The organism is Monashia sp. NPDC004114 (genome assembly GCF_053603855.1).
The window spans coordinates 17,975-34,373 of the sequence record NZ_JBSGGK010000011.1 but is presented as its reverse complement, the minus strand read 5'-3'; the positions used below and the strand labels follow the sequence as shown (position 1 = coordinate 34,373).

General features: G+C 69.5%; 12 protein-coding genes. 8 read left to right on the top strand and 4 right to left on the bottom strand.

The genetic code is table 11. The annotated features are described in order from the left end of the window. The first annotated feature begins 13 nt into the window (after positions 1 to 13). From cpaB to ACWEOW_RS14980, 6 genes are read left to right on the top strand one after another with little or no spacing between them, the layout of a single operon-like run. Entirely contained in the window at positions 14 to 808 is a 795-nt protein-coding gene (cpaB, locus tag ACWEOW_RS15005; protein ID WP_452270015.1) for a Flp pilus assembly protein CpaB, read from the top strand. Next, complete coding sequence (locus ACWEOW_RS15000; RefSeq protein ID WP_452270014.1) at positions 805 to 1,977, top strand: AAA family ATPase; 1,173 nt, start codon at positions 805 to 807, stop codon at positions 1,975 to 1,977. Before cpaB ends, ACWEOW_RS15000 begins: the two co-directional genes overlap by 4 nt. Further along, positions 1,974 to 3,356: a CpaF family protein gene (locus ACWEOW_RS14995; protein WP_452270013.1), complete on the top strand. Its 1,383-nt coding sequence runs from the start codon at positions 1,974 to 1,976 to the stop codon at positions 3,354 to 3,356. The genes ACWEOW_RS15000 and ACWEOW_RS14995 overlap by 4 nt, the downstream gene beginning before the upstream one ends. 5 nt (positions 3,357 to 3,361) lie before the next feature. Further along, positions 3,362 to 5,353 (top strand): type II secretion system F family protein, encoded by a 1,992-nt coding sequence (locus tag ACWEOW_RS14990; protein WP_452270145.1) that lies wholly within the window; start codon positions 3,362 to 3,364, stop codon positions 5,351 to 5,353. A gap of 1 nt (position 5,354) precedes the next feature. After that, positions 5,355 to 6,272 (top strand): type II secretion system F family protein, encoded by a 918-nt coding sequence (locus ACWEOW_RS14985; RefSeq protein WP_452270012.1) that lies wholly within the window; start codon positions 5,355 to 5,357, stop codon positions 6,270 to 6,272. Positions 6,273 to 6,299: 27 nt separating this feature from the next. Beyond that, positions 6,300 to 7,760: a hypothetical protein gene (locus tag ACWEOW_RS14980; RefSeq protein WP_452270011.1), complete on the top strand. Its 1,461-nt coding sequence runs from the start codon at positions 6,300 to 6,302 to the stop codon at positions 7,758 to 7,760. Between the two features lie 3 nt (positions 7,761 to 7,763). On the opposite strand, the gene ACWEOW_RS14975 is transcribed toward ACWEOW_RS14980, so the two are convergent. The 3 genes from ACWEOW_RS14975 to ACWEOW_RS14965 form a co-directional block, all read right to left on the bottom strand. Continuing rightward, entirely contained in the window at positions 7,764 to 8,312 is a 549-nt protein-coding gene (locus tag ACWEOW_RS14975; protein WP_452270010.1) for an NADPH-dependent FMN reductase, read from the bottom strand. Positions 8,313 to 8,478: 166 nt separating this feature from the next. Next, entirely contained in the window at positions 8,479 to 9,483 is a 1,005-nt protein-coding gene (locus tag ACWEOW_RS14970) for a lytic transglycosylase domain-containing protein (protein WP_452270009.1), read from the bottom strand. 196 nt (positions 9,484 to 9,679) lie between these two features. Beyond that, positions 9,680 to 13,456 (bottom strand): S8 family serine peptidase, encoded by a 3,777-nt coding sequence (locus tag ACWEOW_RS14965; protein ID WP_452270008.1) that lies wholly within the window; start codon positions 13,454 to 13,456, stop codon positions 9,680 to 9,682. A gap of 273 nt (positions 13,457 to 13,729) precedes the next feature. Between ACWEOW_RS14965 and ACWEOW_RS14960 the strand changes: the two genes are divergently transcribed. Further along, positions 13,730 to 14,716, top strand: coding sequence for a helix-turn-helix domain-containing protein (locus tag ACWEOW_RS14960; RefSeq protein ID WP_452270007.1), 987 nt, complete (start codon positions 13,730 to 13,732; stop codon positions 14,714 to 14,716). A gap of 180 nt (positions 14,717 to 14,896) precedes the next feature. Next, positions 14,897 to 15,772, top strand: coding sequence for an LLM class flavin-dependent oxidoreductase (locus ACWEOW_RS14955; RefSeq protein ID WP_452270006.1), 876 nt, complete (start codon positions 14,897 to 14,899; stop codon positions 15,770 to 15,772). 183 nt (positions 15,773 to 15,955) lie between these two features. On the opposite strand, the gene ACWEOW_RS14950 is transcribed toward ACWEOW_RS14955, so the two are convergent. Further along, on the bottom strand, positions 15,956 to 16,312 hold the full coding sequence (locus ACWEOW_RS14950; RefSeq protein ID WP_452270005.1) for an META domain-containing protein: 357 nt from the start codon (positions 16,310 to 16,312) through the stop codon (positions 15,956 to 15,958). Between the last annotated feature and the right edge of the window lie 87 nt (positions 16,313 to 16,399).

The following is a 16,399-nucleotide window of genomic DNA, read 5'->3' as shown; positions in this document are numbered from 1 at the left end:
TCGAGGGAATTACATGAATCGTCGCATTCTCGCCATCATCGTCGCCGTTCTTCTTGCTGTCGGCGGCGGCGCACTGGTCATCATGTATGCGCAGAACGCCGACGAACGGGCGATCGCGGAGCAGACCCCTTCAACCGTCTGGGTCTCCAAACAGCTCATCCCGACGGGCACGACCCTCAAGGACGCCCAACGTACGGGCTTGATCGCCGAGACGTCGGTCGCCGCGAAGGCGGTGCCGGCAGGTGCCCTGCAGGACATCAACGCGGACAACAACTCGCTGCTGGCGCTGTCCGAGATCCCGCCCGGCCAGTATCTCCTCGCGGCAGGCTTCGGCACGACGCCGGTCGGCACCAAGGCCATCGAGGTGCCGAGCGGCATGCTCGCCGTGTCGGTCGCGCTGTCTGACCCGGCTCGCGTCGGTAAGTTCGTCACGCCGGGCTCGCACATCGCGATCTACCAGTCGTACAAGATCAAGGACCTGCGCGACACTCCCGAGGCCAAGATCCTCAACGACAACGACATCCACGGCACGAGCCTTCTGCTCAGCGATGTCCTCGTCATCGGCATGGGCGACTCGCCGCTGGCCGGTGCGGCGGCGCAGCAGCCGGAAAACGGCCAGGCAACGACGACGCAGGGCGCCACTGGCAACTTCCTCGTCACCGTCGCGGTCAAGCCGTCCGATGCCCCGGTGCTCATCCACGGCATCAACAACCGGGTCCTGTATGCGGCCCTCCGAGGCTCCGACGTCAAGGTCGACCCGGGTCTGGAGGTCACGGATCTCCAGCTCAGAGATGCGGTGAGTCGATGACGATCCTCTGGGACTATGACCCCGTCGCCACCGAGAACTACCGGTTCGCGCTGGGCGGCGACGCGATCCAGATGAACTCCAGTGCCCGGGTCAGCCGGGCCCTGGAGGACGACCCGACCCAGACGCTGGTCGTCATCGGGCCTGACATCGACCTCGAGTCGGCATGCGAGCTCGCAGACCGTGAGCGGGTCGACCGTCCCGAGCTCGGCGTCATCCTGCTGCGCCATCGCCTCGACATCACTGCCCTCGCACAAGCGCTGCGCAGCGGTGTCCGAGAAGTCGTGCAGGCCGATGACCAGACGGCGCTCGCGGAAGCGGTGCGCCGTTCTCTGTCTCTCACGCAGCAGCTCGCCGGGCACACCTCCCACGGGGTCGGGCGGGACGGAAAGGTCGTCACCGTCTTCAGCGCCAAGGGCGGCGTCGGCAAGACGACGATGTCGACGAACCTTGCGACGTACCTCGCGTCCACCGGTGCGAGGACACTGCTCGTCGACCTCGATCTCATGTTCGGCGACGTCGCGATCAGCCTCCAGCTCCAGCCGCACGGCTCGGTCCGCGACGTCGTCGCCATGAGCGGACACCTCGACGAGCAGGGCGTCCAGTCGGTCGTCACGACGCATCAGGACAGCGGTCTCGATGTCATCGCGGCGCCGGCTGACCCTGCCGATGCCGACCGCGTTCCGTCGCACGTCGTCGTCGAGCTGCTCCGGGTGTCGCGCATCCAGTACGACTACATCATCGTGGACACGCCACCATCGTTCACCGAGCACGTGCTCGCAGCGTTCGACGTCAGCGACCTGACGGTCCTCATCGCCACGCTCGACATCCCGGCGGTCAAGAACCTTCGTATCGCCATCAACACGCTCGACACTCTCGGAGCAACGAAAGAAGCACGGACGATCGTGCTCAACCGTTCCGACGCGAAGGTGGGCCTCAAGGCCGACGACGTCGAGGCTGCGCTCAAGACACCGATCTCGGCCAACGTCCCCAACAGCCTCTCGGTGCCGGCCTCGATCAACCGGGGCGTGGCGATCGTCCTCGACGACCCGCGCAACCCGGTGTCGGTCGCGATCCGGGACCTCGCCGACCACGAGATCCGCCGCCGCTTCGGCGAGGACATGCAGAACGGCGCGAAGCGCAGCTTCGGCCTTTTCGGGGGTAAGAAATGAGCAACCTGGCCGACCGTCTCGACCGCGCCCGGCAGTCGCAGATCGCTGAGCCCGCCACACACGCCCCCGTCAGGCCCCAGAACGGCGCGGCCCGCAGACGGGGTGCCGACCCGTTCGCCAACGTCAAGGAGCGGGTGCACCAGTCGCTCGTCGAGTCCCTCGGCCCGCGGCTCTACGACCCCCACCTGTCGGAGTCGGAGCTCGCCGCGCAGGTGCGGCAGACACTGCAGGACGTCATCGACTCCGAGCAGACGCCCCTGTCCCACTCCGACCGGACCCGCATCGCCCAGGACGTCTCCGACGACATCCTCGGCCACGGCCCACTCGAGCCCTACCTGCGCGACGCAGAGGTCTCGGAAATCATGGTCAACGGGCCGGACGACATCTACATCGAGCGTGACGGCCGGATCTATCCGGTAGACGCCAGCTTCTCCGACGAGTCCCACCTGCGCCGGACCATCGACAAGATCGTCGGCCGGGTCGGCCGGCGCGTCGACGAGTCGAGCCCGATGGTGGACGCCCGCCTGCCCGATGGTTCGCGTGTCAACGCGGTCGTGCCGCCGATCGCGCTCGATGGCTCGCTCCTGACCATCCGGAAGTTCTCGGCCGACCCGTTCACCGACCGCGACCTCATCTCGTTCGGGACGATGTCCGTCAGTGTGCGCAACTTCCTCGAGGCCTGCGTGAAAGGCCGTCGCAACATCGTCATCAGCGGCGGCACCGGCTCCGGAAAGACCACGACCCTCAACGTGATCAGCTCCTTCCTTCCCGACGACGAGCGCATCATCACGATCGAGGACGCCGCCGAGCTCCAGCTTCACCAGGACCATGTGCTACGGCTCGAGGCCCGCCCGTCCAACATCGAGGGTCGCGGCGAGATCCCGATCCGCGAGCTCGTGCGCAACAGCCTGCGCATGCGTCCCGACCGCATCATCGTCGGAGAGGTCCGCGACGGCGCGGCCCTCGACATGCTCCAGGCGATGAACACCGGTCACGACGGGTCGGTCACGACGGTCCACGCCAACTCACCCCGTGACAGCCTCTCCCGCCTGGAGACGATGGTCCTCATGGCCGGCGTCGAGCTGCCCGTGCGCGCCATCCGCGAGCAGGTCGCCGGCGCCATCGACCTCATCGTCCAGCAGTCGCGCCTCAAGGACGGCTCGCGCCGCATCGTCCAGGTCACCGAGGTCGTCGGCATGGAGTCCGACGTGGTCACCCTCCAGGACATCTTCACGTTCGACTACTCGGCCGGCCGCGACGAACACGGCCGCTTCCTCGGCCAGCTCGTGCCGACCGGCATACGTCCCAAGTTCACGCAGGACCTCGCCGACCTCGGCGTCGACCTCCCCATCTCGCTCTTCTCCCGGGTGGGCCTGTGAGCCGTATGCGCCAGCGCGTCGCAACCTTGACGAGCGTGCTGGGACTGACGCTGGGCACGGTGGTGCTGGGCTCCGGCATCGCCCATGCCGCAGACCCGGTCACTGTCGGGCTCAGCGACGTCAAGACGTCGACGGACGCCAACGCGTCGACTCTCACGGGAGTGCTTACCCTGCGGAGCAAGTCGGACGTCCAGGTCGACCCGTCGAGCCTCAAGGTCACGGTCGACGGCAAGGAGTACCCCGCCACCATCAACCAGGCTCCGAAGCGCGACCGCAAGGCCATCCTCGTCATCGACACGAGCGGCTCGATGGGCGCACAGGGGATGGCGACGGTGCGGTCCGCGGCCCGGACCTACCTCAAGACCGTCCCGGCGGACGTCAAGGTCGGTGTCGCCTCGTTCGCAGACACTGCGGGCGTCGACCTGCCGCCGACCCTGGACCGCGCTGCCGCACAACGCGTCATCAACGGACTGGTGGCCCGAGGTGACACGAGTCTCTATGACGGCGTCCAGGACGCCGCAGTCGCCCTCGGCACCACGGGCGACCGCAGCATCGTGCTGCTCAGCGACGGCGCGGACACCATGGCCGTCAACAAGGCCCTCGCGCTCAAGAACACCGTGACTCGCCTGCAAGGGCGTGACATCCGCGTCGATGTCGTTGCGTTCAAGACGAGCGACCCCGACGCCACCAACGCGCTCAAGGCGTTTGCAGCCGCGAGTGGCGGGTCCGTCGTCTCCGCGAGCAACTCAGCCGCAGTGTCGTCCGCCTTCCAGACCTCGGCGCAGGCGCTGAACCGCCAGGTGCAGTGGGCTGTCGAGGTGCCCGAGACCCTGACCGGTCAGCACAAGTACGAGATCTCCGGCAAGGCCGGCGACACCGACTTCGACTTTGCCAAGACCGTCGCGTTCGGCACGCCCCCGGCTCCCGCACCGACGGGCACGCCGGCGGCGACGCCGGTCGCCACCCCGCCGGCCGCAGCACAGGGACAGTTCTCCCTCGGCTCGGTCGACTTCACGGACAAGACCCCGTTGATCGCGAGCCTGGCGCTGGCCCTGGCGCTCTTCCTGCTCACCGCGATCGTCCTCATGCCGTCGTTGCAGACCAGGCGCGAGCGCCGCGTCGCCTCGATCGACGAGTATGTCGCCAGCAGCGGAATGTCCTTCTCCCGCAAGGAGATCAAGGCCGTCCAGAGCTCCCTGGCGACCCAGCTCGTCGACCTCGGCGAGCGTGTCATGGCCGACCGGAAGTCGACGAGCAAGACCATGGCCCTCATCGAGCGTGCCGACCTGCCCTTCCGGGCCGGCGAGTGGCTGCTGCTGCGGGTCGTCGCGGTGATCGTGGGTGCCTCCCTGGGGTTCCTCCTCGCCGGCGACGCCAAGCTGCTCGGGCTTGCCGCGGGTGCCGTCCTGGGGATCATCGCCATGCCGATCTGGCTGAGGATCATGGCGAACCGCCGCGCCAACAAGTTCGAGGCCCAGCTGCCCGGACTCCTGACGCTGATCTCGACGAGCCTTCGCAGCGGTTTCGGGCTTCCCCAAGCGCTGGAGGCTGTGGCGCAGGACGCTGCGGAACCAGCGGGCAAGGAGTTCCGCCGCGCACTCGCCGAGACACGGATCGGGACCGACATTTCCGACGCGCTCGACCGGGTGGCGGCCCGGATGGACAGCCAGTCGATGCACTGGACCGTCCTGGCGATCCGCATCCAGCGCGAGGTCGGCGGCAACCTCGCAGAGACGCTCAGGACGACCGCGGGAACGCTGCGAGAGCGGGAGTCGCTGCGGCGTCAGGTCAACACGCTCTCCGCGGAGGGTCGCCTGTCGGCGTACATCCTCATCGGACTGCCGATCCTGCTGTTCTTCTACATGCTCAGGGCCAACTACGCCTACGTCAGCCTGCTCTGGACGCACCCACTGGGGCTGATCATGAGCGCCGCCGGTTTGGTCGCCCTGATCATCGGCATCTTCTGGATGCGCCAAGTCGTGAAGATCGAGGTCTGACATGGACATGAACCCGATCTATCTCGCCGCCGGCCTTCTGGCCGTCGGCCTGCTGGTCGGCATCCTGACCCTCGGCCTGTCGTCCGGCGAGCCGCGAGGCGTCGCCAAGTCGCTCCTGCTCATCGAGGACCAGGTCGACCATCGCAACGCCGTCAAGAGCGACCTCGGCGGCAAGGACCGGTTCGTCACGCCGATCTTCGAACGCACGCGTGGCCTGGCCCAGAAGCTGTCGCCGAGCGGTGCCGAGGAGCGTCTGACCGCGATGCTCGACCGGGCCGGCAACCCGGCGCCGTGGACGGTCGAGCGGATCATGGGCGCCAAGGGCGCCGCCCTGTTGCTCGGGGTGCTGCTCGGGGTGATCTACAGCGACTTCCAGCTGGTGGGCGTGCTGTATGCCGCTGTGCTGGGCGGCGCGCTCTTCTTCCTGCCGGACCTGCTCCTCTACAACGCCGCCCTGCGCCGCCAGGAGCAGACGAGCAAGAGCCTGGCCGACGCGCTCGACATGCTCAGCGTCTGTGTCGAGGCCGGCCAGGGCTTCGACGCCGCGCTGCTCCAGGTCGCGCGCAACGTCGAAGGTCCGATCGCGGGCGAGTTCGCCCGTGTCATCTCCGAGATCCAGATCGGCAAGTCGCGCGGCGAGGCGTTCTCCTCGATGGGCGAACGAGTGACCCTGCCCGAGGTGAAGAGCTTCACGACCGCCTTGGTGCAGGCCGACCGGCTGGGCCTGCCGATCGCCGCTGTGCTGCGAGAGCAGACGACGAACATGCGGCTGGTGCGCAAGCAGAAGGCGGAGGAGAAGGCTCAGAAGGTCACCATCAAGATCCTGTTCCCGCTGATGTTCTGCATCCTTCCGGCGCTGTTCGTCGTCATCATCGGCCCGGGAGCCATCCGAATGATCCAGGCCTTCTCCGGCTTCTGACCGGTCCGCGCAATCTCCACCATCACCGTGACCTCGACGACGAAGACCACCAGCCCGGCATCGACGGAACCGGACGACCAGGATTCCGCGGCTCCGGCCGGAGTCGTGAGCTATGGGATACGTGTCGCGATTCCCGGGATCCTGATCGCGTTCGGTGCCGTGAAGGTCCTGCAGTCGATCTCGGACCCCGACACCTTCTGGCACATCCGCGCCGGCGAGCTGCTTTCGGGCAGCTGGGACTTCGTCATCAACGACCCGTACAGCGCCTCGTCGCAGCTGCCGTGGATCTTCAACCAGTGGCTCCCGCAGCTGCTGATGTTCCAGGCGTACGACCACTTCGGGCTGCCCGGGGTTGCGTGGCTTCGGTCGCTGGCAGCGGTCGCGATCTTCGCCACCCTCTGGTGGGTCTGCCGGCGCAGGTCCGGACTGCTCATCACCTCGATCCTGCTCGCGCTGACGACGGTCGGGATGGCCGGGAGTCTCTCGCCTCGGCCCCAGGTGGTCTCGTTCGCGTTCGCGATGGTGACGACCTCGGCATGGATGGACACGATCTCGGACAAGAAGCCGCGCTGGTGGCTCATCGCCATCTCGTGGGTCTGGGCGTGCTCGCACGGGCTGTGGTTCGTGGGGGCTGTCATCGGCGGCGTGGTGCTGGTCGGCATGCTCGTCGCCAGGCTGCTGTCGATGCGCGAGGCCGCCCGCCTGGCGCTCATCCCCGTCCTGTCCGTCGTCGTGGCCATGGCCACGCCGGTCGGCCCGCGGCTGCTGCTCTCGCCGTTCCAGGTGCACGACGTGACGCAGTACATCACCGAGTGGCAGCCACCCGAGGCGACGTATCTGCCGCTTCTCGTCGTCCTGGTGATGCTGGTCCCGCTGATCGTCGCCGTCGCCCGGAAGCCGAGCCGCCAGAGCGTTCCGCTCGTACTGCTCGCGCTGCTCGTCCTTTTCTTCGCCATCACCTACGCGAGGACGGTGGCCATCGCGGCAGCGATCGCTGCGCCGATGGCCGCGGCGGCTCTGCAGGCGGTCCTCCCGATCCCGGCGGAGCGGATGACGCGACGTGAGGTCGTCACGACGGCGTCACTCGCCTGCGTCGGGCTCGTGCTCGCGGCCGTGATGGCGCCCTTCGTCGCGGCGAAGCCGGGGCTCGGACCGAACGCACTCGACAAGGACATCGCTGCGCTGCCACAGGGGACTGTGGTCTGCAACGTGTGGGAGTACGGCGGGTGGCTCATCCTGCAGCACCCGAACGTCAAGGTGACCCAGGACCCCCGCGCCGAGCTCTACACCCAGGCCCACATCCGGCACTACCTGGACTTCATCAATGCCCTGCCGGGCTGGGAGAAGTACCCCGCGGAGAACAGGTGCACCTACGCCCTGGTCGACAACGACCTGGCCGTGACGAACAACCTGCGCGCCCAGCTGGGCTGGACCGTCGTCGCAGACCGTGGCGGCACGAGCCTGCTGCGGGCCCCCGCGTCGAGCTAGCCGTCAGCCGGCGGTGACGGACTCCAGCTCGCCGACCTTGGCCGACAGCGCCTCGAGCAGGGCGGCAAGCTCCGCCTGGCGCTCGGGTGTCGCGGTCAGCTCACCCTCGGGCGAGACGTCCTGGGTGAACACGAGGCCGGTCGAGCCGACGACGTCGGCCTTGACGTGGCCGAGCACTTTGGTCAGGTCGGCGGTGGCGTCGGCCGCGCCGGTCCAGCCGTAGCCGACGAGCGCGATCGGCTTGTGGTCCCACTCGGCGAAGAGGTAGTCGATCGCGTTCTTGATCGGGGCGGGGAAGCTGCGGTTGTACTGCGGCGTCACGACGACGATCGCGTCGGCCTCGAAGACCTTGGACGCCCAGTCCTTGGTGTGCGACTTGGCGTAGTTGCCGTTGCGCGGCATGTCCTCCTCGTCGAAGAACGGGAGCGACGAGAGGTCGAGCAGCTCCACCTCCCAGTCGGAGGCCGGGGCCTGCTCGGCGACCCACTGGGCCACCTTGGGGCCGATGCGGCCGGGACGCGTGCTGGAGACGACGATACGCAGTTGATTCACGGTTCAACTAACTATCACGTGGCGCTGGTCATTCCCTGAGGGTGTCCAGAGGGAGTGTGCGATGGGTCACGTGGTGGAGCAACGCAGATGCTCCGCCCAGCCGTATGCCGGGTGCGTCCTCGAGCGGGTGGGCGCACCCCACCCAGAGTCGAGCGGTCACCTCGAGTCAGGGGCCGGCGACGGCACCCGACGACACGGCATCGACGATGCCGAGGACCGTGCTCGCGTAGCGCACGGAGTGGTTGTACGACAGGACCGCCGCCCGCATCTCGGCCGGCTGGGACAGGTCGCGGCCACCAGCGCACAGGTAGTGCGCGGCCGCGAGCGCAGCGTCCTCGATGTTCTGCGGGTCCTTCACGCCGTCGCCGTTGCCGTCGGCGCCCCAGATCCGCCACGTCGCCGGGATGAACTGCATCGGACCCACCGCGTGGTCCCACACCGGGTCGCCGTCGAGGGCGCCGCCGTCCGAGTCATGGATTGCCGGGTAGGCGCCGCCATCCAGGGCGGGGCCGATCACCGGCGGCACGGCGTCGTGTGCGGCATCAAGCGTGCGGCCACGGAGCGTCGACGACTCCACCTCGCCGATGGCGGCCAGGAGCATGACAGGCAGGTGGCACTGCCCGGACTCCACCTTCGCGGCTGCCACGTAGGCCGCCCAGATGATCTGGTCCTTGGTCAGTGCAGCCGAACGCCCCCTCTTGGTGGCCACGCTGGCGAACGGGACCTTGATGACGGCCTTCGGCTGCCAGTCCCGGGGTTGCGCGCTCGACCCACCGCCGGGCTCGAGGCTCGCCGCCGACTGCGGCCGCCTGCCAGCCCGCAGACCAGCCTGCGAACCAGCCTGAGACGCAAGCGGATTCGTCACCACCGATGTCACCGTGATGAAGAACTGCAACAGAACCGGTGACACGAAGTCGTCCGTCGTCCGTCCGAGCGCGTCCAGGTAGGGGTCCGGTGCGGGCGGGGCCGCAACCGGTGCTCCCGGTGCCGGAGTCGCGCGACCGTCCGGCCCGATGCTGGCCAGCGCCGACGGCGACGGTGTCGGCACGGGTCCCGCGTCGTCCGCGTGCGCCGTGGTCGCCAGCCCCACCGATGCCAGCCCGACCGGCGCCAGCGCGACGGCCACCCCAGCGATGGCCGCGGCGACGAGTCGCACTGTCCGACGCGGCATACCGACCATGATCCCAGCCCCTCGACGACCTCGTGCCCACACCGTACGGATTCGCAGGCTACGTGCAGAGCGAGCAGGCACTCGCCGACGCACGCTCACGGCATACTCCGCCGGCTCCGCGCCGAACGACGTATGCCGCCCGCCTTGGGGCGGACGGCATACGTCGTGGGGCTGGTCAAGGCCCGAGTGATCCGGGTCAGCGGACGGCGTACGCCCCGGTCACGACCTGGGTCACCGTGGCGCCGGAGCTGTCGGTGACCTCGACCTTGAGGGTCACGTTCTTGCCCGACGCGCCGGTGTGGTCGACCGTCGCCGTCCAGGCGCCGGCGGTGTTCGTCACCGTGGCGTCGGTCCATGTCGTGCCGCCGTCGTACGACCACGCGACCTTGGCATCGGTGATGTCACCGGGCGTGTAGCCGCCGTGCCCGTCGACGCGGATCGACAGCTGCTGGCCGCCCGATGCGGCGAGCGTCTTCAGACCGTCCTCCGGCAGACCCACCCTCGGGAACATCAGCGGCAGCGCCCGCGAGAACACGTCAGGCTCGATGTGCGAGCGGAACGCCCACGTCGTGGCCACCTGCGTCGACCGCTTCCAGGACTGGGCGGAGGGGCCGAACTTGAACTGGTTCATCGTCAGCTCGTAGAGCGAGTCCTCGGCCGGCACCTCGAAGACACCGGACGTGAACGGGCTCGACCCGATCAGGACTCCGTCGCGCTTGAGCTGCAGGCTTCCGGCGTCGCCGAAGCTGCCCGGCATGGCTGCGTGGCCGAAGCCGTCGCCGTACATCTGCGGCGCGAAGCCCATGAGCTCACCCTGGCGCTCCGCCGTCAGCTGCTCGACGCCGTCCTCGTCGTGGATCGCTGTGGGGGCGATGACGCCGCCGTGCCACTGCTCGGCGCGCGTGCTGCCGGCCGGGTAGCTCCGCCACGGGCCCTCCATGGCCTCACCGAACGGCAGGCTCGACATGACCCACTGCTTCCACTGTGTGCCGTCGTCGGTGAACAGCTCGGTGCGCTTGCCCGGCTCGGGCACGGAGTCGAAGTTCGACACGGCGAGGCTGGTGCCGTCGGGGCGGCGGATCTGGGAGAAGCCGACGAACGCCGTGTCCACACCCATCGCGGTGTACGTCGCGTCGACGCTGCCGAGCTTCTTGTCGTGCACGACGTACGTCTTGTCGTCGGTGACCGGGGTGTTCTCGGTGAAGCCGAGGTTGTAGACGTACGGGCTGCGAGCCGTGGCCTTCCACGCGAGGGTCAGCTCGTTGCCGGGGGCCGAGGCGAGCGCCGCCTTGAGGGCGTCACCCTCGGCCATCGGCAGCGCGTATGCCGCGACCGGGACCGCCGGGAAGCCGACGCTCGGGAACCACTGGCCCGTCACCGGACGATAGAGCAGCAGCGCCTTGGCTCCGGCCGACTTCGCGAGGTTCGCCATGGCCGAGGTCAGGTTGCCCGTGGGCGAGGTGAGCCGGACGAGGGCCACCTTGTCCTTCACCTTGGCCGCCGTCAGGTCACTGGCCGTGCCTGCACCGGCGTCGACGACCGGGGCCTGGGCCGCCCCGTCGAGACCTGCGGCCGTGATGATCGGAGCCGTCGGGTGCAGGGTCGCACCGCCGACGACCGACATCGACTCGACCGCAGGCGCGTACCGGCGGGTGTACGTGCCGAGCTCCCACGTCCCGTTCTGCGGCTTGCCCTGGACGTCGGCATAGATCGCCTTGACGGTGGACCCGCCGAGCATCGAGCCGGCGTGGATCCAACCGTCCCACAGGCGTGAGAAGGTCAGCGTCGTCGACGCGGCCACGCTCGGCCGGTCGGTCTTCACCGACAGCAGGTGCGCCTTGCGGGCGTCGAAGTCGATCGTCGTGTCACCCGAGATCGTGATCTCGGGGCGAGCGAAGTAGGCGATCGAGTCCAACGCCGGGGCGTTCTTGTCACCGTCGGGGGACTGGACGTAACCGGACAGCAGGTACGTCCCCGGCCGAACGGCATACACCTGCTCCGCCGCGCCGTTGTTGGAGCGGCGCTCGCCCTTGGGCGAGTCCGTGTTGATGACGTCGACGGACGAGGCGCCCGCAGCCGGGTTGCCGAGGCGGTCCGTCATCCGGATCCTCAGCGTCACGGTCTGCGGCTGGACGTACATCGCGAACGGGGTCGTGACCGTCCGGCCGTCAGCCGTCCTCGCGACCACGCGACCGGTGATGTCGCCGTACTGAGCGGCGTCGAGCTTGACGGCCGGGTTCACCATGAGGGGCACGACGGCCTTGGCGCCGGCGGGCACGGTGACGGTCGTCGCCCCGAGCTCGGCCGCCGGGAACTTCAGGGCCGAGCCGTCGTCGCCGGTCATGCCGGCCACGGCCAGTGTCAGCGTGACGTCCTTGTCGGTGAGGTTCGTGTAGGGGACATCGAGCGTCTTCTGCTGGCTTGCGGGGTGCGGCCAGTCGAAGGTGCCGGCCTGCAGGACCTCGCTCGTCACCTCTTCGTCGAGGGCGGCCTTGACGTCGACGCGGCCGGCGCCCGACGCGCGCACGTCGCCCGGGATGTTCGGGTCGCTCGACGACACGAGGGCCGCCTTGAGCTGGGAGCCGGTCCACTCGGGGTGAGCCTGCTTCACGATCGCGGCCGCGCCCGCGACGTGCGGGGTCGCCATCGACGTGCCGGACCTGGACACGTAGGCGTCGTCCCCACGACCGCCCGCACGAGCGGCCGAGATCGCGACACCCGGCGCCGAGATCTCCGGCTTGAGCGTGTGGGTGTATGCCGCCGGGCCGCGGCTCGAGAACTGGGCGGCGGAGTCGTCCCGGTCGACCGCACCCACGGACAGGACGGCTGGGGCACATGCCGGGCTCGAGACGGTGTTGTTGGCGGGGCCCGAGTTGCCTGCCGCGATGACGAACAGGCTCGAGCTCGTCTCCGAGAGGTGCTGCGCCGCGGTCGCCATCGGGTCGGTGCAGTCGCCCGGGGCGCCGCTCTGGCCGAGGCTCATGGAGATGACGTCGGCGCGCTGGGCGACGGCCCACTCCATGCCGGCGATGATGCCCGAGTCGGAGCCTGACCCGTAGTCGTCGAGGACCTTGCCGATGAGCAGGCCGGTGCCGGGGGCGACGCCCTTCTTCAGGCCGTCGCTCGCTGCGCCGGACCCGCCGACGGTCGACGCGGTGTGCGTGCCGTGGCCGTGCTGGTCGTCCAGCGCGCCGCCGTAGGAGCCCGTGAAGTCCTGCGAGCCCACGATGCGGCCCTGCAGGTCAGGGTGCTCGGCGTCCGCACCCGTGTCGAGGACGGCGACCTTGGTGCCCGTGCCCGTCAGCCCGAGTGCCCACGCCTGGTCCGCGTGGATCTGCTTCGTCGAACGGTCGAGCATGGCGCTCACCTTGCGGTCCAGCCAGACCTTCTCGACCTTCGCACCCGCCGAGGTGGACGGGTCCGTGATGTCGGCGAAGAACTCGGCCGCGTTGCCCTTGTCGGCCTTCATCGCGACGCCGTCGATCGAGCGGAGCGTCTTGCCCTTGGTCGCGGCCTGCGGCGTGGTCGGGGCCGAACGCGTGTCGACCCGCGTCGTGTAGGTGGTGATGACGGGAAGGGTCTTCGTGCTCGCGTCGTCGTATCCCTGCGCGACGAGCCCGGTGACGTTGAACAGCTCTTCGTCGACCTTGCCCTCCGCCAGCGCCTTCGCGGCGTCCTCGGGGTAGACGTACACGTCGTTGCCGACGCGCCGGGTCTCCACCGTCGGGACCGTCCCGTCCTCGCGAGGCAGGACCGTCACCGACGGCGACTTCGTGCCGGCACCCTCGACGACGACCACGTCGCCGGTGATGAGGGTGACCTGGTGGGTCTTGGCGGTGGCTGCGGTGCTTGCGGCGGAGCCGACGATCGGGCGTCTGCTGACGTCCTGACCGAAGGCAGTGGGAGTGGCCGCGGTGGCGGCGAGGACCGCGACGGCCGCCACTCCGAGGCTGTAACGCCAGGTTGGGCGCATGCTCTTCCTCCGAACGGTGGTGCGCGGGCCCGCCTGATCGGGCCCGCGCAGCTGAGGGGGCAACGCCGGGACGAGGGGTGACCCGGCGCCGGGCGACCCAGCGCCGGGGGACCAGCGCCGGCTGACCCGGCGCCGCCAGAGTGCCCGAGTGACCGGTTCGTCCGGAAGAATGAGGACAAGGCGGTTGTGCGCCATGGCGGGGGTACGCCACGTGGCCTCTGGTGTGGTGCGTGCCGCCGCCGTGACGTGTCGTGGATGGCGAAAGGAGCCTGCGTGGACGTCCTCGGGGCCTTGGGTCTGACGCCCGAGGAGGCCGCGCTCTACCGCGTCCTCGTCGGAATCGGCGCGACCGGCCTGGCCGACGTCGCCCGGCGCAGCAACGTGTCGAGCCCCGAGGCAGAGCTGGCCCTCGTGGCTCTCGAGCAGCGCGGCCTGGTGGCGCAGTCGGCCGCGACGCCAGGCAGGTGGGTGGCTGCCCCGCCGGGCATTGCGCTGCGGGCACTGGTGAACGACCGGCGCCACGAGCTGGAGCAGGCCGAGCTGGCCGCCGCACGGCTCGCCGACATCCACCGCACGGAGGCCGCCGGAAACGTGCACGACCTCGTCGAGGTGGTCGTCGGAGCGAGCGCCGTCGGCCAGCGGTTCCACCAGCTGCAGCTCGGTGCCGTCGAGGAGGTCTGTGCCTTCGTCAACGACCAGCCGACCGCGGTCCCGGCCGCCGAGAACCAGGCCGAGGACATCGCGGTCGGCCGGGGCGTGCGCTACCGGATCGTCCTGGAGCGGGACGTCGTCGAGCAGACGTCGCAGCCCGAGCTCGTCGCCGTGCTCCGTCGCGACGAGGAGGTGCGCGTCGTCGACCGGGTGCCCACCAAGCTCGTCATCGCCGACCATCGGACCGCCATGGTGCCGCTCGAGGCAGAGTCCTCCGACCCGGCCGCTCTGGTGATCCACGCGACCGGGCTGGTGCAGTCGCTGCAGTCGCTCTTCGACCTGGTCTGGCGCGACGCGTGGCCCCTGGTGTTCGCCTCGCCCGAGGCGGAGGAGGTGGTCGAGTCGCAGCCTGGGCCCGACGAGTTCGACCTGCAGGTCCTGTCCCTGCTCATCGCCGGTGCCTCGGATGCCCGGGTGGCGCGGCAGCTCGACGTCGGGCTGCGGACCGTCCAACGCCGGGTGCGCTCGCTGATGGACGCGACCGGGGCCACCACGCGCATCCAGCTCGGCTGGGCGGCATACGAGCACGGCTGGCTCCGCCGCCGATGACACCCAGGGGACCGTGTCGTAGTCCTTGGGCAACAGACGGGGTCGTAGATCTGTCGGAAGGTCTGCGTCTTCTGGTGGTGATCGCCCCCAGCACACGCAGACCTTCCGCGTGACGATCTGCTGCACCATCGGCGTCCGGCAATCCAGCCTGGCGGCGGCGGGCACCCCTAGGCTGCAAGCGTGAAGGTAGGCATCGTGCTTCCCCAGTCAGCGGCCGAGGGCGGCGACACGTGGCGCGAGATCCTCGCCGTCGCGCGCCAGGCCGAGGCCGGGGGCGTCGACAGCCTCTGGATCTGCGACCACTTTCTCCACCGGCCAGCGGACGGTCCCGAGAACGGCTACCACGAGGCGATGACGCTGCTCACCGCTCTCGCGGCATCCACCGACCGGGTCGAGCTCGGGTCGCTCGTGCTCGCGACCTCGTTCCGCAGCCCAGGCATTCTCGCGAAGATGGCGACGACCCTCGACGACGTCGCCGACCAGCGCCTCATCCTGGGTCTGGGCTGCGGTTGGCACGAGCCGGAGTACCGCGCGTTCGGCTACCCGTTCGACCACCGCGTCGGCCGGTTCGAGGAGGTGCTGGCGGTCGTCGCGCCACTGCTCGCCGGCGAGCGAGTTACCTTCCACGGCAACTGGACTCACCTCGATGACGCCGTCGTCCTCCCCGCCCCGCGCCGGCGGGTGCCGCTCCTCGTCGCGGCCGAAGGCGATCGGATGCTCCGCCTCACCGCTCGCCATGCCGACCAGTGGCAGACCGCCTGGTACGGCCGACCCGACGACCGCTGGACCCAGCGGCTGGGCCGCTTCCGCGCGGCCTGCGAGGCGGAGGATCGCGACCCCGAGTCGCTCGCGCTGACTGTCGGCGTCGACGTGCACGGCTCGCTCGACGACCTCACTGACGAGGCTCGGCACCTGCCGGTCGACGCCGGGGCCATCGCCGACGGCCTCGCGGCCTGGTCCGACGCGGGCGTGCACCACGTGCAGCTCGGCCTCGAGGTATGCCGCCCTGCCGACGTCGACGTGGTCGTCGACGCACTCGCCCGCACGCGCGCCTGACGGCGCGCTGGCGCGCAGTGTGCCCCTCGTCGACGGGCGTGGCAGAAGCTCAGCGACGTCGCATCAGCTCAGCGACGTCGCATCAGCTCAGCGACGCCGCAGCACTGCGACGTCGCTGAGCCTCGTCGGCGTCGGTGAGCGAACCGGCCGGGCGGCATACCCGTCGGTGAGCCAACCCGTGCGTCAGCCGGGGGGTCCGGGCTGGCTGAGGACGAGGACCAGCCCGTGGTCGACGCGACCCAGCCTCAGCCACCCATCGCCGTACTGGAAGGCCTGCCAGCCCTCGAGCGCGGCCAGGAAGCGACTTTCCTGCTCCATCGCCTCGGGCGAGCCGGCCATACGCGTCATGCCTGTCCCGACGATACGGACCAGCTCGTCCTCGGCCTCGTAGGTCCCAGAGATCCGGTTGACGCCGGTCGTGCCGGCCAGACGCCCGTCCTCACCCAGGGAGATCCGCGGTTTGGGGTCGATGGTCTCGCGGCCGTCGATGGACTCCACGACCCAGGTGTACGGCTCGGGCGGAGGCGGTCCTTCGGTCACCCGCCTGAGTCAACCACGCCGGCGACGACAACGGTGGGTATGCGCGTGCACACCCACCGTTGCCTACCGTTCTGCGATCTTGTGGTG

Bases quoted from the DNA above. Each gene is read 5' to 3' on its own strand.
- cpaB (WP_452270015.1), top strand. From the start codon at position 14: ATGAATCGTCGCATTCTCGCCATCATCGTCGCCGTTCTTCTTGCTGTC.
- ACWEOW_RS15000 (WP_452270014.1), top strand. From the start codon at position 805: ATGACGATCCTCTGGGACTATGACCCCGTCGCCACCGAGAACTACCGG.
- ACWEOW_RS14995 (WP_452270013.1), top strand. From the start codon at position 1,974: ATGAGCAACCTGGCCGACCGTCTCGACCGCGCCCGGCAGTCGCAGATC.
- ACWEOW_RS14990 (WP_452270145.1), top strand. From the start codon at position 3,362: ATGCGCCAGCGCGTCGCAACCTTGACGAGCGTGCTGGGACTGACGCTG.
- ACWEOW_RS14985 (WP_452270012.1), top strand. From the start codon at position 5,355: ATGGACATGAACCCGATCTATCTCGCCGCCGGCCTTCTGGCCGTCGGC.
- ACWEOW_RS14970 (WP_452270009.1), bottom strand. From the start codon at position 9,483: ATGCCGCGTCGGACAGTGCGACTCGTCGCCGCGGCCATCGCTGGGGTG.
- ACWEOW_RS14965 (WP_452270008.1), bottom strand. From the start codon at position 13,456: ATGCGCCCAACCTGGCGTTACAGCCTCGGAGTGGCGGCCGTCGCGGTC.